Source organism: Flavobacterium album (assembly GCF_003096035.1).
In the GTDB taxonomy this organism is placed as follows: Bacteria; Bacteroidota; Bacteroidia; order Flavobacteriales; family Flavobacteriaceae; genus Flavobacterium; species Flavobacterium album.
The window spans coordinates 655,161-674,187 of the sequence record NZ_CP029186.1; the positions used below are offsets into that span (position 1 = coordinate 655,161).

At 45.9% G+C, this 19,027-nt stretch carries 20 protein-coding genes; 17 read left to right on the forward strand and 3 right to left on the reverse strand.

What is annotated here, in order from left to right; all coding sequences use genetic code 11:
- Positions 1–32 precede the first annotated feature (32 nt).
- The 3 genes from HYN59_RS02945 to HYN59_RS02955 form a co-directional block, all read right to left on the reverse strand.
- Positions 33–380, reverse strand: a complete 348-nt coding sequence (locus tag HYN59_RS02945) for a toxin-antitoxin system YwqK family antitoxin (protein ID WP_108776839.1) — start codon at positions 378–380, stop codon at positions 33–35.
- Between the two features lie 169 nt (positions 381–549).
- A complete protein-coding gene (locus HYN59_RS02950; protein WP_108776840.1) occupies positions 550–1,542 on the reverse strand; it encodes a TlpA family protein disulfide reductase in 993 nt (330 codons plus the stop codon).
- Between the two features lie 64 nt (positions 1,543–1,606).
- Positions 1,607–2,590 (reverse strand): TlpA family protein disulfide reductase, encoded by a 984-nt coding sequence (locus HYN59_RS02955; RefSeq protein WP_108776841.1) that lies wholly within the window; start codon positions 2,588–2,590, stop codon positions 1,607–1,609.
- 193 nt (positions 2,591–2,783) lie between these two features.
- Between HYN59_RS02955 and HYN59_RS02960 the strand changes: the two genes are divergently transcribed.
- From HYN59_RS02960 to HYN59_RS03040, 17 genes are all read left to right on the forward strand, one after another.
- Entirely contained in the window at positions 2,784–3,347 is a 564-nt protein-coding gene (locus HYN59_RS02960) for a hypothetical protein (protein ID WP_108776842.1), read from the forward strand.
- A 162-nt stretch (positions 3,348–3,509) separates the two neighbouring features.
- Entirely contained in the window at positions 3,510–5,255 is a 1,746-nt protein-coding gene (gene aspS, locus HYN59_RS02965) for an aspartate--tRNA ligase (protein ID WP_108776843.1), read from the forward strand.
- Positions 5,256–5,464: 209 nt separating this feature from the next.
- Positions 5,465–5,665, forward strand: coding sequence for a cold-shock protein (locus tag HYN59_RS02970; protein ID WP_108776844.1), 201 nt, complete (start codon positions 5,465–5,467; stop codon positions 5,663–5,665).
- Between the two features lie 287 nt (positions 5,666–5,952).
- Complete coding sequence (locus HYN59_RS02975; protein ID WP_108776845.1) at positions 5,953–6,318, forward strand: NADH-quinone oxidoreductase subunit A; 366 nt, start codon at positions 5,953–5,955, stop codon at positions 6,316–6,318.
- A gap of 52 nt (positions 6,319–6,370) precedes the next feature.
- On the forward strand, positions 6,371–6,922 hold the full coding sequence (locus HYN59_RS02980) for an NADH-quinone oxidoreductase subunit B (RefSeq protein ID WP_108776846.1): 552 nt from the start codon (positions 6,371–6,373) through the stop codon (positions 6,920–6,922).
- A 7-nt stretch (positions 6,923–6,929) separates the two neighbouring features.
- Entirely contained in the window at positions 6,930–7,457 is a 528-nt protein-coding gene (locus HYN59_RS02985) for an NADH-quinone oxidoreductase subunit C (RefSeq protein WP_108776847.1), read from the forward strand.
- A 22-nt stretch (positions 7,458–7,479) separates the two neighbouring features.
- Positions 7,480–8,715, forward strand: coding sequence for an NADH-quinone oxidoreductase subunit D (locus tag HYN59_RS02990; protein WP_108776848.1), 1,236 nt, complete (start codon positions 7,480–7,482; stop codon positions 8,713–8,715).
- A 4-nt stretch (positions 8,716–8,719) separates the two neighbouring features.
- A complete protein-coding gene (locus HYN59_RS02995) occupies positions 8,720–9,262 on the forward strand; it encodes an NADH-quinone oxidoreductase subunit NuoE family protein (RefSeq protein WP_108776849.1) in 543 nt (180 codons plus the stop codon).
- Between the two features lies 1 nt (position 9,263).
- Positions 9,264–10,631, forward strand: a complete 1,368-nt coding sequence (gene nuoF, locus HYN59_RS03000) for an NADH-quinone oxidoreductase subunit NuoF (RefSeq protein ID WP_108776850.1) — start codon at positions 9,264–9,266, stop codon at positions 10,629–10,631.
- A gap of 86 nt (positions 10,632–10,717) precedes the next feature.
- Positions 10,718–11,761 (forward strand): NADH-quinone oxidoreductase subunit G, encoded by a 1,044-nt coding sequence (locus HYN59_RS03005; RefSeq protein ID WP_108776851.1) that lies wholly within the window; start codon positions 10,718–10,720, stop codon positions 11,759–11,761.
- Positions 11,761–12,807, forward strand: coding sequence for an NADH-quinone oxidoreductase subunit NuoH (nuoH, locus tag HYN59_RS03010; protein WP_108776852.1), 1,047 nt, complete (start codon positions 11,761–11,763; stop codon positions 12,805–12,807). Before HYN59_RS03005 ends, nuoH begins: the two co-directional genes overlap by 1 nt.
- A 27-nt stretch (positions 12,808–12,834) precedes the next feature.
- Positions 12,835–13,383, forward strand: a complete 549-nt coding sequence (gene nuoI / locus HYN59_RS03015; RefSeq protein ID WP_108776853.1) for an NADH-quinone oxidoreductase subunit NuoI — start codon at positions 12,835–12,837, stop codon at positions 13,381–13,383.
- Positions 13,384–13,887, forward strand: a complete 504-nt coding sequence (locus tag HYN59_RS03020) for an NADH-quinone oxidoreductase subunit J family protein (protein ID WP_108776854.1) — start codon at positions 13,384–13,386, stop codon at positions 13,885–13,887. It begins immediately after the preceding gene.
- Position 13,888: 1 nt separating this feature from the next.
- Positions 13,889–14,209: an NADH-quinone oxidoreductase subunit NuoK gene (nuoK, locus tag HYN59_RS03025; protein WP_108776855.1), complete on the forward strand. Its 321-nt coding sequence runs from the start codon at positions 13,889–13,891 to the stop codon at positions 14,207–14,209.
- A gap of 6 nt (positions 14,210–14,215) precedes the next feature.
- Positions 14,216–16,099 carry an NADH-quinone oxidoreductase subunit L gene (gene nuoL, locus HYN59_RS03030; protein WP_108776856.1) on the forward strand — a complete coding sequence of 628 codons (1,884 nt, stop codon included), beginning with the start codon at positions 14,216–14,218 and terminating at the stop codon, positions 16,097–16,099.
- A 9-nt stretch (positions 16,100–16,108) separates the two neighbouring features.
- Complete coding sequence (locus tag HYN59_RS03035; protein ID WP_108776857.1) at positions 16,109–17,560, forward strand: complex I subunit 4 family protein; 1,452 nt, start codon at positions 16,109–16,111, stop codon at positions 17,558–17,560.
- Between the two features lie 3 nt (positions 17,561–17,563).
- The gene (locus HYN59_RS03040) at positions 17,564–18,961 is read left to right on the forward strand and encodes an NADH-quinone oxidoreductase subunit N (protein ID WP_108776858.1); all 1,398 of its coding nucleotides are present in this window, start codon (positions 17,564–17,566) and stop codon (positions 18,959–18,961) included.
- Positions 18,962–19,027 lie beyond the last annotated feature (66 nt).

A 19,027-nucleotide genomic window follows, 5' to 3' on the forward strand; every position in this document is an offset into this window, starting at 1 on the left:
CACAGCCTTTTCTTCAAATAAATAAATCGAGCTTATTTATTCGAAACAATAGCATCTTTAGACCATTTCTTTACTTCGGCGATCCTGCTGTCTGCATAATCTACCTCGTTTAGTACCGATCCGGTCCAGAAAAGCCATTTACCGGTTTTCATGCCATTGTTATATTCTCCCATAGACTGCTTGGTGCCGTCTTCGTTATATGCTGTCCAGTTGCCGTGCAGTTTGCCATTTTTATAAAAACCCTCCTGCTTTACCTGTCCGTTATCATAGTAGTAGGTAGATTTTACCATCTGGTCCTGTATCTCGTGCTTAGGCTTTACATTTTGGGCGGATAACACACCTGCTGATAACAGCATCACGGCAATAATAATCTTTTTCATATCAGTTTTTGTGTTTAATTATACATATCTCATAACAAATATAATAAATAATTTACATAAAAGATACGTTCACTTAACGTTTTGGTAACATTGGATAAAAACTTAACATTGGAAAATAAAAAAAATCGGCGCAAAGCACCGATTTTACTATAGTTTAGCGTGAGTACCGCTATTTCAGCAATTTATCAAATTCTGCGCGCAATGCCGGGTTGGATGGCCTTGGCGCATCGGCACTAAGTACGTTCCCATCAGGATCTATAAGCAAAAAGCGCGGTATAGAGTTGATACCGAAGGCCTGCACAAAGGCTGAGCCCCAGTTATTATCGGCAAAAAGCTGGATGCCGCCCATCTGTTTCTCATCTACCATTTTCTTCCATTTATCATGGTTTTTCATCTCATCGATAGAGATGCTCACAAACGCTATTTTCTTTCCGTGGTAGTCTTCCTCTACTTTTTGCAGGTGCGGAATTTCTGCACGGCAAGGCCCGCACCAGGTAGCCCATACATCGATGTATACATATTTGCCTTTCAGGTCTTCCAGTTTGGTAATGCCGCCTTTATGGTTCTCATAGGCGAATGACGGTGATGGCTGGCCCACCATTTTTGCTGTTTTACCGGCTTTCTCTATCTCACCGGCCACTTGCTGGCGCTGTGCTTTTACCTGCTGGCTTATAATCGACTGGAATCCTTTATCAAGGGTCGGGTCTTCCAGCTGCTTCTCCATGCCGGCCAGCAATTCGTCGATAAGTTTATTGAGAACCAAAGGGTCTTTAACCGTTTCGGCTTTTAAGCCAAAAGCTTTATTATTGCGGTTAAAGGTGGCAAGCAAATTATTCTCTTTTTCACCTTTACCGGTAAATGCTACCGTTTCTATAACATTTTTAGCGTCCATTTTCATGTTCAGGTCGATACCTTCCCTGAGGTACAGCACCGCAACACCTGCTCCGTCGGTTATCTGGTAAAAGTCGGGCTTTACGGCAAACGTCACGCTTTTAAAATTGCCTTTGGCATCCGACTTCAGTACCTTTACAACACCCGCCTGCGACTTTATAACAAGGGAGTCGTTCCTGCGGTTCTCTACTTTGGCCGAAAATTTCATTTCTCCCTGCGCAAAGACACCAACACACAGTAACAGGAAAAGGATAGACACGTTCTTTTTCATAATAATTAATTTGAGCTAAAGATATAAAAATATAAAACCCCGCACTGCGGGGCCTTATCATAAATTATTTCAGCAACTTATCGAGCTGTGCCCTAAGCGCCGGGTCAGACGGCCTTGCGGCATCGGCATCTACCACATTCCCTTTAGGGTCTATCAGTATGAACCTTGGTATGGAATCAATACCGTACGCTTTTACAAACTCAGAGCTCCAGTCTTTATCAGCGATTAGCTGGATACCGCCAAGTGATTTATCAGTTACCATTTTCCTCCACTTTTCGTAGTCCTTTTTGGTATCTATCGACAGGCTTACGAATTCTATCTTCTTGCCGTGGTACTCTTCTTCTATCTTTTGAAGGAAGGGGATTTCCTGCCTGCATGGGCCGCACCATGTAGCCCATACATCTATATAGACGTATTTGCCTTTCAGGTCGGCCAGTTTGGTCGTGCCGCCTTTATGATTTTCGTATGCAAACTGCGGTGATGGCTTGCCTTTCATCGCCTGCAATTTCTGCATTTTGACGGCTGCTTCCATACTATTTGTCTTTTCTGCGGCGAGCTGCTTTGTCATCAGTGTCCTGAAGTTTTCATCCAGTGATTTGTCAGCAAGCCCTGATTCCAACTTTTTAAATGTCTCATCCACAATTTTCGTAATAGCGGCATTGTCTTTTGCCGTGGCAAGCTTTTCTTCCATTGCCTCAATATCCATGAATTTTTTAGCGATGTAGTTGTTTTCCTTCTCGCCATTACCTTTAAACGAAATTGTTTCGTCAAACATTTTAGCATTCATTGTCATGGCCAGGTCGTAGCCATTCTTCAGATAGATAGTGGCAACCTCAGAGCCATCAAATAATTGGTAAAAACCTGGCTGCACGGCAAATGCGTCTTTAAAGTTACCGTTGGCATCGGAAACCAACAGTTTGTTCAGGGTGCGCGACTGGATGTGAAGCGTGTCGCTATTGCGGTTTTGTATTTTGGCGGCAAATTTTACCTGGTCCTGGGCAAAGGCGCAGGCAGATGCAAAAAGGAATAGTAAAAAGGTTTTTTTCATGATGTTTTAGTATTGGTTGATGGAATGTAAACGTGCCTATACCATATTATAGTATTGCCTGTTATTCCAGTAAAAATATATTTCTGTTTTGATATTACCCAATATATAACGATAATTTATTTCGGATCCGGGCAAATAAGTCGCGATCAATTGCTATATTTAATTTTACAAACCAAAATTAAAATGATCGCTTATGAAGATTAAAGCCGCTATTACTGCCATTGCCATGCTCCTTCTTGTTTCCTGCGGTGATGATGAAAAGACAGAAACTGTAAAAATAGGCGGGAAATACCTCCTGGAATTGTCATCCTACCTTACAAAAACCAAAGGGCTTAACGACGATGCCTCACTTGAATACCAAAATGCCATAAGGGAATTGTACGTTGTAGTAATTGATGAGGACAAAGCAGAACTCCAAAAGGTACTTGATGAAAATGAACTTTACGATATTTATCCGAATGACCTTGACGGATACACGAAACTGGTAACGGAAAATTTTGAAAAAGGGTTTAGTCTTGACAACCCTCCCGTTTCGAAAGATATAAAAATTAACGGGCTTTCTGCCAAAGTGATGTCGTTTGAAGGCAAAGTGGACGGCGTACAAAAAATGGTGTATTACAAAATGGCTTTCGTTGAGGGAAAGAACAGGTATTACCAGGTAATGACATGGACACTGGCAGAGCGTAAAGAAAAGTACGAGCCGGTAATGCAAAAGATGATCGACTCTTTTAAGGAGATGGATAAGAGTAGGGATTAAATAAGGCTACCCCGAAATGTTTTCCCCCCAGGCAATTCAAAAGGTTTTAAAACCTTTGGGATTTCTTATCGCTACATTCGAAATAAAATTAGCCGAATTCATATAATTCGTGGCAAAATATCTTTTTGATATGCTAAATTTGCACTCAAAATTTTTAAAGCAATGTATAGAAGCCATAATTGCGGCGAACTCAACGCCTCTCATATAAACCAGGAAGTAACATTAGCAGGATGGGTGCAGAAGTCCCGCAACAAAGGATTTATGATCTGGGTCGACCTGCGTGACCGCTATGGCATTACCCAACTTATATTTGACACGGGCCGCACCCAAAAAGAAGTTTTCAACAGCGCCGCTTCACTGGGCCGCGAATTCGTTATTCAGGTAAAAGGCACCGTTATAGAGCGCGAGGCTAAAAACCCAAATATGGCTACAGGCGATATAGAGATATTGGTGAGCGAGCTTACCATACTTAATGCATCTATCCTCCCTCCTTTCTCCATAGAAGATGAGACCGACGGCGGCGAAGAGCTCCGTATGAAATACCGCTACCTCGACATCCGCAGGAACCCGGTAAAGAACAGCCTTATCTTCCGCCACAAAGTAGGTATCGAGGTGCGTAACTATCTTTCCAAACAAGGATTTATTGAGGTGGAAACACCTGTGCTTATAAAATCGACACCCGAGGGCGCACGCGACTTCGTAGTACCTTCCCGTATGAACGAAGGACAGTTCTATGCCCTTCCGCAATCGCCACAGACATTTAAGCAGCTGCTAATGGTAGGTGGTATGGATAAGTATTTCCAGATCGTGAAATGTTTTAGGGATGAAGACCTCCGTGCCGACCGCCAGCCGGAATTCACGCAGATCGACTGCGAAATGGCTTTTGTGGAACAGGAAGACATTATACAGACGTTCGAAGGCCTTGCAAGCCACTTATTAAAAGAGATAAAAGGTATCGAAACCGGGCCGTTCCCAAGAATGACCTACGACGAAGCCATGAAAAAATACGGCAATGACAAGCCGGACATCCGTTTCGGGATGGAATTCGGTGAATTGAATGAAGTAACGCAGCATAAAGATTTTGCAGTGTTCAACAGTTCAGAGCTTGTTGTAGGTATCGCCGTTCCCGGCGCAGGAGCCTATACAAGGAAACAGATCGACGAGCTTATCGAATGGGTAAAACGCCCGCAGGTAGGCGCCAGCGGCATGGTATACGCCAAGTATGAGGCTGACGGCTCTATCAAATCATCGGTAGATAAATTCTACGACCAGGGCGACCTGCAAAAATGGTCTGAAATAACGGGAGCAAAACCGGGCGACCTTATATTGGTGCTATCGGGCGACGCGCACAAAACACGTACCCGCATGAGCGCCCTGCGTATGGAACTGGCTACACGCCTGGGTCTTCGTAACCCTGAAGTATTCGCACCGCTGTGGGTGGTAGATTTCCCACTTTTGGAATGGGACGAGGATACATCGCGCTTCCACGCCATGCACCACCCGTTCACCTCTCCAAAACCGGAAGATATGCCGCTTTTGGAAACCAACCCGGCAGCTGTCAGGGCCAATGCCTACGACCTGGTGCTTAACGGCAACGAGATAGGAGGCGGATCTATAAGGATACATGACAAGGCCACGCAGTCACTAATGTTCAAATACCTTGGCTTTACCGAAGAGCAGGCGAAGGCACAGTTTGGCTTCCTGATGGATGCGTTCCAGTTTGGCGCGCCGCCGCACGGAGGGCTTGCATTCGGCTTCGACAGGCTGGTAGCGATACTTGGCGGGCAGGAAACCATCCGCGACTTTATTGCGTTCCCTAAGAATAACTCAGGCCGCGACGTTATGATCGATGCGCCATCGGCTATTGATAATGCACAGCTGGATGAGCTGCATATCAGGTTGAAATAACAGGACATCTTATTTATTCAGGCCCCAAAGGTTTTAAAAACCTTTGGGACCTTTACATATGAAAGAAGCGCAAACGCAACTGTAATAATTTTCAGAACAATAACCCTCTGATTATAAATCAATTATTTTTTTATATTTTTAACATTTCCCTTTGTAGTGTCAGAAATAAGTTTACCTTTGAGCATTATTAATTATTTTTTTATTACAGAATGCGAACAGGCAAAGTAAAATTTTTTATTGAATCTAAAGGTTTTGGATTCATAACAGACGACGAAACAGGCAAAGACATTTTCGTACATGCTACAGGCCTTAGGGTTGAAGGAGTCCGTGAGGGCGACAAAGTAAGCTACGTAGAAGAAGACGGCAAAAAAGGTAAAGTGGCTGCTCAGGTAGCAGCGCTGGAAGACTAATATATAATATATCAGGATTACCTATTACAGTTTACCGCCCTTAAAAAGGGCGGTTTTTTTTGTTTTAAACCCTATTATTAATTATTTTTTTAGCTGTTTTTATATCAAATCGGCAACTTATAAAAAATAAACGACCAAAATATTTACAGCTGTGTATTAGCAGGCTATCCACTCATTATTTAGAACCAGTAAAAATTAAGCGATATTCCTTTCTCTCTATAAAAAACGTTTAGTTAGTTCACGTATGGAATGTATATTTGTGGATTGTTTATAAATTCCACCTACTTATGGATACAAACCAGATGAGCTACTTTCCGATATTCATGCAGCTTTTGCTTGCAACGGGATTTGTTGGCGGCACTATCTTCATATCGAACCTTCTCGGGCCGAAGAGGAACTCTGTAAATAAAGACAAGAATTTTGAGTGCGGTATCGAGTCTATCGGTAACGCGCGTATCCCATTCTCCGTAAAATATTTCCTTGTAGCGATATTATTCGTACTGTTTGACGTAGAAGTGATCTTCATGTACCCATGGGCGATCAACTTCCGTGAAATGGGCCTTGAGGGATTGGTGAAGATGGGAATTTTCATGCTGCTGCTTATCGTTGGATTCTTCTACGTTATGAAGAAAAAAGGCCTTGAGTGGGAGTAGGTTAGGCATGTATTTTGCATTATATGCATGATAATCCACAAAATTAATTACAATGAGCAATTCAAAAGATATAAAATTGGTTGACACTCCGGAAGGAGTAGAAGGACAGGGATTTTTTGCCACCAAACTTGACACCGTGGTAGGGCTTGCGCGTGCCAACTCGCTTTGGCCGCTTCCTTTCGCGACATCGTGCTGCGGTATCGAATTCATGGCTACAATGGCTTCGCATTATGATGTGGCCCGTTTCGGCTCTGAGCGTATGAGCTTCTCGCCGCGCCAGGCTGACATGCTGCTGGTTATGGGTACCATTGCCAAAAAGATGGCTCCTATCCTCCGTCAGGTATATGAGCAGATGAGCGAGCCGCGCTGGGTTATTGCCGTAGGCGCGTGTGCTTCTTCGGGTGGTGTATTCGATACCTATTCTGTACTTCAGGGTATTGACAAAGTGATACCGGTAGACGTTTACGTACCGGGATGCCCGCCAAGGCCGGAACAGATACTGGATGGCATCATGAAGCTCCAGGATATCGTTAAATCAGAATCCGTAAGGAGGAGAAGCTCGCCGGAATACCAGGAACTGATGGCTTCTTATAATATTACATAAGGTAACAATGGCTTTAGAAACAACTGTTATACAAGATAAGCTTACCGGTAAATTCGGTGAAAAAGTAACCGGGTTTATCCTGCAAAAAGGCATCTTTTCGTTTGAAGTGGAAGCTGCCTCAATGTCCGAAGTAATGGGCTTCCTTAAGAACGACCCTGTACTTCGCTTTAACTTCCTTACCGACGTGTGCGGCATTCATTATCCTGATAATGAAACCGAAAGGCAATTTGCCGTAGCCTACCACATGCACAACTGGATGGATAATGTTCGCATCCGCTTTAAGTGTTTCCTGAGCGCAGACAACCTGGAGATCGATTCGGCTACCGATCATTTCCTGGGCGCTAACTGGCAGGAACGCGAAACCTACGATTTTTACGGCATTATCTTCAAAGGGCATCCACAGCTTAAGAGGATATTAAATATGGACGAGATGACCTCTTTCCCTATGCGGAAGGAATTCCCATTGGAAGATGGCGGCCGTACGGATAAAGACGATCGTTTCTTCGGAAGGATAACCGACAATGCACATAATTAGCAAGGAATAATTTTTATATAAAATGTCAGACCTGTTATTACCACCGGAACACCGCTATGCCAAGATGATCGAGCAGAGGCAGAATGAAGACGGCAGCGAGCTTTCCATACTGAACCTTGGGCCAACACACCCTGCCACGCACGGCATCTTTCAGAACATCCTGCTTATGGATGGCGAAAGGATACTCGATGGCGAAGGCACTGTAGGCTATATTCACCGCGCTTTTGAGAAAATTGCCGAGAACAGGCCGTTTTACCAGATAACCCCGCTTACCGACAGGATGAACTACTGTTCCTCGCCTATCAACAATATGGGTTGGTGGATGACACTGGAAAAGGCCCTTGATATAGAGGTACCAAAAAGAGTTCAGTACATGAGGGTAATCATCATGGAACTGGCGCGTATTGCCGACCACATCATCTGCAACTCGGTACTGGGTGTGGATACCGGCGCACTGACAGGCTTCCTTTACGTTTTCCAGTACAGGGAGAAAATTTACGAGATATACGAAGAGATATGCGGCGCCCGCCTTACTACAAACATGGGCCGCATCGGAGGTTTTGAAAGGGACTGGAGCCCGGAAGCCTTCAAAAAGATAAATACTTTCTTAGAAGAATTCCCTCCTATATGGACAGAATTCGAAAACCTGCTTACCCGCAACAGGATTTTTATGGACCGGACTATAGACGTAGGCCCTATTTCTGCGGATAAAGCGATGAGCTACGGCTTTACCGGCCCTAACCTTCGTGCTGCAGGTATTGATTACGACGTTCGCGTGATGAGCCCTTACAGCTCGTATGAAGATTTTGAGTTTGACGTGCCGGTTGGAAAATCGGGTGATACGTACGACCGTTTCTGCGTGCGCAACGCCGAGGTGTGGGAAAGCCTCAAGATCATAAAGCAGGCATTGGCCAAGATGCCGGAAGGCCCTTTCCATGCCAATGTGCCTGATTACTACCTTCCTCCAAAAGAAGATGTTTACCATAATATGGAAGCCCTCATCTACCACTTTAAGATCGTGATGGGTGAGATACCTGTACCTAAAACCGAAGTGTATCACGCTGTGGAAGGCGGTAACGGGGAGCTTGGCTTTTACCTTATAACGGACGGAAGCCGCACGCCATACAGGCTGCATTTCCGCAGGCCGTGCTTTATTTATTACCAGGCATTCAACGACATGGTGAGGGGGCAAATGCTTTCGGATGCCATTGCAACATTATCAAGCCTCAATGTTATTGCAGGCGAATTAGACGCTTAAGAACATGGAAATATCAAACGCAAAACAGGTTATAAATATCACTCCTGAACTTCAGGCAAGGATCGATGAGCTATTGAGCCACTACCCTGCCGATAAAAGGAAGTCGGCCCTGCTGCCTATCCTTCATGATGTGCAGGATGCGCACGACAACTGGCTGAGCATAGAGCTTCAGGACAAAGTTGCCGAGATCATTGGCATACAGCCTATTGAAGTATATGAGGTAGTATCGTTCTACACGATGTACAACCAAAAGCCAATTGGCAAATTCATGTTCGAATTCTGCAGGACATCGTGCTGCGCAGTTCGCGGTACCGAGGACCTGATGGAATATACCTGCAGCAAACTGGGCGTACAGGAAGGTGAAGTAACGCCTGACGGCATGTTCCAGGTGGTTGGCGTAGAGTGCCTTGGTGCCTGCGGCTATGCCCCTATGATGCAGCTTGGCGATTACTACAAAGAACACCTGACCAAAGAAAAGATCGATACGATTATCGACGATTGCAGGGCAGGAAAAATAGATTTACATAAACAGGCCATAACGGAATAGTATGGGACAAAAGATATTATTAGAGCACGCACAGGTGCCGGGGATAAAGACCTACGAGATATACCGCAAAGTTGGCGGTTACCGCTCTGTAGAAAAAGCGCTGAAAAGCATGACCCCGGACGAAGTGGTGGAAGAGGTAAAAACTTCGGGGCTGCGCGGTCGTGGTGGCGCAGGTTTCCCAACAGGGATGAAGTGGAGCTTTATCGACAAGAAATCGGGCAAGCCAAGGCATTTGGTTTGCAATGCGGACGAGTCGGAGCCGGGAACTTTTAAGGACCGCTACCTGATGGAGTATATTCCGCACCTTTTGATCGAAGGGATGATCACGTCTAGCTATGCGCTTGGCTGTAATCTTTCGTACATCTACATCCGTGGCGAATACATGTGGGTATTCCGCATACTGGAAACAGCAATAAAAGAAGCCTATGCCAACGGATGGCTGGGCAAGAATATATTAGGTTCGGGCTTCGACCTTGACCTTCATGTGCACTGTGGTGCCGGCGCTTACATTTGCGGTGAAGAAACCGCCCTTATCGAATCGCTGGAAGGCAAAAGGGGCAATCCGAGGATCAAGCCGCCATTCCCTGCGGTAAGCGGGCTTTGGGCTAACCCAACCGTGGTGAACAACGTGGAATCGATCGCGGCAGTGCCATGGATCGTGAACAATACCGGCGCGGAATATGCCAAAATAGGTATAGGCCGCTCTACAGGAACAAAATTAATATCAGCTTCGGGGCATTGTAAAAACCCTGGCGTATATGAAATAGACCTTGGATTGAGCGTTGACGAGTTCATGAACTCCGACGAATACCTGGGCGGAATGATGGATGACAGGCCATTGAAGGCATTGGTTCCCGGAGGCTCTTCGGTGCCGATCCTTCCTGCACATCTTATTTTTAAAACGACCGAAGGCAACGACAGGCTGATGACCTACGAATCGCTTAGCGAAGGCGGGTTTGCATCGGGCTCGATGCTGGGATCGGGCGGTTTCATCGTGTATAACGATACTACCTGCATTGTGCGCAACACCTGGAATTTCTCCCGTTTTTACCATCACGAAAGCTGTGGGCAGTGCTCGCCATGCCGTGAAGGTACCGGATGGATGGAGAAAGTACTGCACCGTATCGAGCACGGCCACGGCCGCGAGGAGGATATCGAGCTGCTTTGGGACATCCAGCGAAAAATAGAAGGCAACACCATCTGCCCTCTTGGCGATGCGGCAGCATGGCCGGTAGCGGCGGCGATACGCCATTTCAGGGACGAGTTTGAATACCACGTTCGTTTCCCTGAGAAAATCAAGAACCGTGACCACTTTGTAGCCGAGCCTTTTGAGAAGGTGAAGCATTTGGTGGCAAAAGAAGTAGTATAATAGTTTTTAAAGTTAAAAAGTTGAAAGTTGTAAAGTTGCGTCAGGGCTTAAAACATTAAAACCTTCAACTTTCAAACATAAGAAAAATGAAAGTAACAATAGACGGACAGGAAATAGACGTAGAACCGGGGACCACCATCCTGCAGGCTGCGCGTAAGATAGGCGGCGAATCAGTGCCGCCTGCCATGTGCTACTATTCCAAACTGAAGGGAAGCGGGGGCAAATGCCGCTGCTGCCTGGTAGAGGTTTCCAAAGGAAGCGATGCCAACCCTACTCCGATGCCAAAACTGGTAGCCTCATGTGTTACCGGCGTTATGGACGGTATGGAGGTGAAAAGCATCACTTCGGAAAGGGTTGTGGATGCACGCAAATCGGTAACGGAATTCCTATTGATCAACCACCCGCTGGACTGCCCTATATGCGACCAGGCCGGGGAGTGCGACCTGCAGAACCTGAGCTTTAAGAACGGTTCGTCCAAAACGCGTTTTATCGAAGAGAAAAGGACTTTTGAGCCTGAGAATATAGGTCCGAATATCCAGCTGCACATGAACCGCTGCATATTGTGCTACCGCTGCGTTATGACCGCCGACCAGCTTACGGACGGAAGAGTGCACGGCGTAGTGAACCGCGGCGACCATTCGCAGATATCTACCTGCATCTCTAAAGCTATTGACAATGAGTTCTCCGGCAACATGATTGATGTGTGTCCTGTAGGCGCATTGACCGATAAGACGTTCCGCTTTAAGCAAAGGGTATGGTTCAACAAGCCGTACAATGCGCACAGGAATTGCACGAAATGCTGTGGCAAGACCACGCTTTGGATGTTTGGCGAAGAGATACAAAGGGTTACGGCACGTAAGGATGAATACCATGAAGTAGAAGAATTCATCTGCAACGAATGCCGTTTTGACCACAAAGACCCTAAAGACTGGGTTATTGAAGGCCCAAGAAAATTCGAGAAAGACTCGGTTATCAACCAGAACAATTATACAAGGAAGCTGGATAAAGTGGTTATTGAGACCGAGAGCCAGATACTCCTTGGCCGCGAGCAGGATCGCAAGAAGATCAGTATGACTGCTATCCCGTTGAAAAAAGACGAAGTTCAGGTATTTAAAGAAGGACAAATATAATGGATCAGGCTATAATTATAGAAAAGAGCGTTGTCATCATTGCAGTTTTTGCTTTGACAATGGTCATGGCGATGTACTCCACACTGGCTGAAAGAAAGATCGCCGCATGGCTCCAGGACCGTATAGGCCCGAACCGCGCCGGTAAAGGTGGTATATTACAGCCCCTTGCCGACGGTTTGAAGCTGTTCTCCAAAGAGGAATTCTTCCCCAACACCCCGAACAGGTTCCTGTTCATCGTAGGGCCGTTCATTTCGATGAGCACCGCGCTAATGACCAGCGCCGTTATACCGTGGGGCGACAAGCTGCACGTATTCGGGCGCGATGTTATCCTGCAGGCCACCGATATTGACGTAGCGATACTGTATGTATTCGGCGTACTGTCGGTAGGTGTTTACGGCATCATGATCGGCGGATGGGCTTCCAACAACAAATTCTCACTGATGAGCGCCATGCGTGCCTCATCGCAAATGATATCCTATGAGGTAGCGATGGGACTTTCGATCATTGCGCTTATCATGATGACAGGCACACTGAGCCTTAAAGAGATAGCAGCCGGTCAGGAAGGAATGAACTGGAACGTATTCTACCAGCCGGTGGGCTTCCTGATATTCCTCGTTTGTTCGTTCGCAGAGACCAACCGTACGCCTTTTGACCTTGCCGAGTGTGAGGCAGAGCTTATCGGCGGTTACCACACAGAATATTCTTCGATGAAAATGGGCTTTTACCTGTTTGCCGAATATGCGAGTATGTTCATCTCGTCAACGATACTTGCCGTGCTTTACTTTGGGGCATACAACTACCCTGGTATGGAATGGATGAAAGAGAACGTGGGTGTTAACACTGCCAACGTTATCGGTATGGTGGTGCTTTTCGCAAAACTGTGCTTCTTCATCTTCTTCTATATGTGGGTGCGCTGGACGGTGCCGAGGTTCCGTTATGACCAGCTGATGCGCCTTGGATGGAAGATGCTGATTCCGTTGGCTATAGCCAATATCATCATTACCGGTATAATAATATTAATAAACGACGGTAATTTTACATTCTAAAACTGCCACTCGAAAAGGAGATATACTATGTCAATAGAAACCATGTCATTATCGGGACGAAAGAAGGAGGTTTCCAACAAAAAGATGACTTTTTTGGAAAGCCTTTACCTTGTGACGATCTTAAAAGGCCTGTTCATTACCATCAGGCACTTATTTAGGCGCAAAGTAACTATAAAATACCCGGAACAGACCCGTGAGATGAGTCCGGTATACCGCGGCCAGCACATGCTGATGCGCGACGAGGAAGGCCGTGAGCGCTGTACAGCCTGTGGGTTGTGCGCCCTCTCCTGCCCTGCTGAGGCGATCACTATGAAAGCCGAAGAGCGCAAGCCGGACGAGATGCACCTGTACCGTGAAGAGAAATATGCTTCTATTTATGAGATCAACATGCTGCGCTGCATTTTCTGTGGGCTGTGTGAGGAAGCGTGCCCTAAACAGGCTATCTATCTTACCAAATCAAGGACGATGGTACGCTCTAACAGCGACAGGGAAGACTTTATCTTTGGTAAGGACAAACTGGTGATGCCGCTTGATATGGCAATAGACAATACTAAAAAACCCCAAATGGCAAAATAGATGATCACAACATTATTCTACATTTTATCGGCCATTACACTTGCTACGGCGTTTTTGACAATATTCAGCAAAAACCCGATACACAGTGCCATTTACCTTGTACTCTGCTTTTTCTCTATCGCAGGGCATTACCTGATGTTCAACGCACAGTTTCTTGCAATCGTACACGTTATCGTTTACTCCGGGGCCATCATGATACTCATGCTCTTTACGATAATGCTCATGAACCTCAATAAGGAAGACGAAAAGAACAAATCAGTCCTCACGCAGATAGCGGCAGTGATCGCTTTCTGCCTTGTAGCGTTCGTATTGTTGGCAACATTCGTTAAGGCGCAGCCGCAGCTTGAATATGTTACTTCCGGAAAAGATTTCCAGTCGATCAAAATATTAGGCCAGGTATTGCTTAACGAATATATGGTTCCGTTCGAATTTGCATCAGTACTACTTCTGGTATCGATGATCGGGGCGGTATTATTATCTAAAAAAGAACATATTAATAATTAGTATGGAAAATATATTACAGGAAATAGGCATCGAAAACTATATTTACCTATCTGCGCTGCTGTTCTGCATCGGGGTATTCGGGGTATTGTACAGGAGGAATGCCATCGTGATGTTCATGTCGATCGAGATCATGCTTAACGCCGTAAACCTGCTGCTGGTAGCTTTTTCTACCTATCACCAGGATGCGCAGGGGCAGGTATTCGTATTCTTCTCTATGGCTGTTGCCGCTGCCGAGGTTGCCGTGGGGCTTGCCATATTGGTAGCCGTGTACAGGAACCTGAACAACATTGACATTGATAATTTGAAAAATTTAAAAGGATAACGCCTGATGGATACAAATTTGGCTTTACTATTATTATTCGCGCCTTTTGCAGGGTTTCTGTTGAACGTTTTTTTTGGGAAAAAATTAAGCAGGAATGCAGCAGGCGTATTAGGGACTCTGGCAGTTGCCGTGTCCTTCGGAGTAACATTATTTTTCTTCCTTCAGGTAAACAGTACGAAAGAGCCTGTCATGATCGACCTGTTCCAGTGGATGCAGCTGGCCAACTTTTCGGTTGACTTCGGATTCCAGCTGGACCAGCTTTCGTTGCTGTGGCTGATGTTCGTTACCGGAATCGGTACGCTTATCCACATGTACTCGATCAGCTATATGCATGATGACGAGAACATCCATAAATTCTTCGCTTACCTGAACCTGTTCGTTTTCTTTATGATTACGTTGGTTATGGGAAGCAACCTCCTTATCATGTTCATCGGCTGGGAAGGCGTTGGGCTTTGCTCGTACCTTCTTATCGGTTTCTGGTACAAAAACCAGGATTATAACGATGCTGCTAAGAAAGCTTTCATTATGAACCGTATCGGTGACCTTGGTTTCCTTATCGGGATATTCATCATCGCTTACCTGTTCCATACACTGGATTATACAGTTATCCGTACCATAATTACCGAAGGCAAATTTACCGTTGATGCTACATGGTTAAGTATTGCCGCGCTATGCCTTTTCATAGGTGCGTGTGGTAAAAGTGCGCAGATACCGCTCTACACATGGCTTCCGGATGCGATGGCAGGCCCTACCCCGGTTTCGGCGCTTATCCACGCTGCCACAATGGTAACGGCAGGTATCTTTATGATCACAAGGATGAACTTCCTTTTCAACCTGGCTCCGGATGTACAAAACGTAATTGCCATAGTTGGTGCCGTAACCGCATTGGTTGCCGCAGCCATAGGCCTTGTTCAGAACGATATTAAAAAAGTACTGGCCTACTCTACAGTATCTCAGTTGGGCCTTATGTTCCTTGCACTTGGGCTTGGCGCTTATGAGATCGCGGTATTCCACGTAATCACGCATGCTTTCTTTAAAGCCTGCCTGTTCCTTGGATCGGGATCGGTTATCCACGCACTGCACGGAGAGCAGGACATGCGCAACATGGGCGGCCTTCGCAAAGTGATGAAGATAACATTTGCAACATTCCTTATCTCGACACTTGCGATCTCGGGCTTACCCCCATTCTCCGGATTCTTCTCTAAAGACGAAATATTGATGGCTGCCTACCATGAAAACCCTGTACTATGGGTTATTGGTTCGGTTGCCTCTATAATGACGGCATTCTATATGTTCCGCCTTTTGTACCTTACATTCTACAAAGATTTCAGGGGTACCGAAGAGCAGAAACACCACCTGCACGAATCGCCTGCACTAATTACGTTCCCGCTTATTGTTCTGGCGATACTTGCCCTTGTGGGCGGTGCCATCAGCCTGCCGGGAAGCAGCTGGCTTAACGAATACCTTGCACCTGTAATGGCAAAACCTGCCGCACACCACCACCTTGACAACACCGCATATATGCTTATGGGCATAGCTGTTGTAGGCGCGCTTCTGGGCATCGGTATTGCATACGCTAAGTATATCAAAAAATCTGAGGTACCGGAACCGGACAGTAAGATTACGGGGGTTGCCAAAGTGCTTTACAATAAATTTTATGTTGACGAGCTGTACATGGCCGTGATCGTAAAACCTGTTTATGCCATTGGGAGCTTCTTTAAGAATGTTATTGAGGTGGCTATATCCGGATCTGTTTTCGGGCTGGGCAAACTGGCAAATATGCTGGGTTCTGAAGGCAAAACGATACAGAACGGCAGCATAGGCTTCTACCTTTTCGTATTTGTTGCGGGCGTATGCTCAATTATAGGTTATATTTTTCTGGCAAAATAATTCATACTGATGGACGTATCTTTCATACTTGTTATCTTATTATTCGGGGGGGCAGCGACTTACTTTGTAGGTGATAAATGGGCTTCCAAAGCAGCGCTTATTTTCAGCACGGCAGCTTTTGCAGCAGCTATTTATGTTACCTACCGCTTTACCGGCGGCGGAAATGTAAACTATGCCCACGCCTGGATACGGGTGCCGCGCATCACACTGGCTTTCGTTGGCGACGGCCTTTCCCTGTCGATGGTATTGCTTACCACCGCGCTGACTCCGATAATCATATTCACTTCATTCGGTAACCTGTTCCCGAAAACAAGGGGTTTCTACGCCCTTATCATGTTCATGGCCTTTGCGATGACAGGAACCTTCCTGAGCGCTGATGGCCTGGTTTATTATATCTTTTGGGAACTTTCGCTTATCCCGATCTATTTTATAGCCCTTGTGTGGGGTAGCGGCAATGCGGAAGACAGGAAAAAAGCGGTAGTGAAGTTCTTCATCTACACTTTTGCAGGATCGCTCTTCATGCTGGTATCGTTCCTTTACCTGTACCACAAAACAGGTTCCTTCTATTTCAGGCACCTGTATAATGCCATGCTTACACCAAACGAGCAATTACTTGTATTCTTAGGATTCTTTTTGGCCTATGCTATTAAGATCCCTATCATACCTTTCCATACCTGGCAGGCTAATGTTTACCAGAAAGCCCCGGCTGCGGGTACTATGTTGCTTTCGGGCATCATGCTTAAAATGGCGCTGTTCAGCATCATCAGGTGGCAGCTGCCAATTGCCCCGGGCCCGGTATTCGAATACCAGTTTATCATCATAGGTGTTTGCGTTGCTGGTGTTATCTACGGATCGATACTGGCGCTTAAGCAAAACAGCCTTAAAAAATTACTGGCCTACTCTTCACTGGCACACGTTGGCCTCATCGCGGCCGGTGCTTATACGCTCACCATCGACGGTTTTCGCGGCGCTTTCCTTCAAATGATGGCCCACGGCTTTGTAGTGGTAGGATTATTCTTTGCTGCCGAGATCATCTCACGCCGTTTCAATACCGATGCGATCAGCGAAATGGGCGGCATCAGGATACAATCGCCTAAGTTCACATCGATGTTCATGATACTGGTATTGGCCTCTGTAGCGCTGCCTGCCACATTTAACTTTGTGGGAGAATTTGAATTGCTGTACAGCCTCGCGCAAACCAATATATGGATCGCTGTGATCGGCGGTACCACTATCATACTTGGCGCGTTTTATATGCTGCGCATGTTCCAGCAGGTGATGCTTGGCGAGAAGAACGCGAAGTTTTTTGCCGATGTTACTTTCAGCGAAGGATTTGCGATGGTACTGATAATAGGCGTACTGCTGTTTTTCGGACTGTACCCGAAACCTATTGTGGATTTCGTTACGCCCGAATTAAAGAGCACTTTAGAATACATAAACCGATTTAATTTAGCCCGATAGAGAATGAATACATTAATAGCTATTGCAGGATTAGGGATTTTATGCCTTATAGCTGAAATTTTCAATTTGAGGAAAGCCATTGTGCCGGTAACCATCGTTGGTCTGCTTGGAGCCCTTGGACTTACCGTGGCTGAATATATGGCGCTTGACCCAAATGCATCTGTGCAGGTAATGAGCGGCTTTTACAACAACATGATTGTTCCGGACAAGTTTGCAATAAGCTTTTCGGGGCTGTTTATTATCCTTGCCATTTTCCTTATCGCGCTTACTCCGGATTTCCACAAGGACCACAAGCCGAAACTATCCGATTTTGTTGCCATAAAACTGTTCCTGCTTACAGGCGCGATTGCTATGGTTTCGTTCGGCAACCTTTCGATGTTTTTCCTTGGTATCGAGGTGCTGTCTATAGCCTTATATGTATTGGCAGCCAGCGAGCCTAAAAACCTGAAAAGCAACGAGGCTGGTATGAAATACTTCCTGATGGGAGCATTCGCATCGGGTATCATATTGTTCGGTATCGCACTTATTTATGGCGCGACCGGATCGTTTGACATTGCTACAATACACAATGCGACCCTCGACCCTGCACTCCCGAAATGGTTCTTCATCGGTATGGTAATGCTGACCATAGGCTTGTTATTCAAGATGGCTATCGTTCCGTTCCACTTTTGGGCACCGGATGTGTATGAAGGATCGCCTGCGCTTACTACCGCTACGATGAGCACACTGGCCAAGATTGCTGCTATTGCCGCTTTCTTCAAATTGCTGGTGGGCATGAACAATGAGATTCCGGGGTCGTATGTTACCGTAATAGGGATTGTTGCCGTATTGTCAATGACAGTGGGTAACCTTATGGCATTAAAACAGGACAACGTAAAAAGGATGCTTGCTTTTTCGGGTATCTCGCACGCTGGCTTTATGCTCATGACTTTCTATAACCCGATAGCTACACAAGGCACTCTGCTGTATTATACTGCGGCTTATTCGCTTGCCGGTATTGCGGCATTTGCTGTAGTGCTGTTTGTTTGCAGGACAAAAGGTGACGAAGACATTTACAATTTCAACGGATTGGGCAAAACACACCCGGTTATGGCTGGCGTTTTAACCTGTTCCCTGTTATCAATGGCGGGTATCCCGATATTTTCAGGGTTCTTTGCCAAGCTGTTCCTTTTCAACCAGGTGCTTGCGACAAACCACGTAGTAATCGTTATCATCGCTGTAGTAAACTCCATCATAAGCGTGGGTTACTACTTTAAGCTGATACTGGCCATGTACACTAAGGACGATACCGAAAAAAGGGAGCCGCTGCCGTTTATGTATGGTGCCGTAGCGATTGTTTCGCTATTAGTGAGCATTGCCATTGGACTTTGGCCTTCGATGGTTACAGGACTTATACGATAAAATTCCTTTATAAAATATACAGCGCATTGCTTTCGGGTAATGCGCTTTTTTGTTTTAGACCTAAAA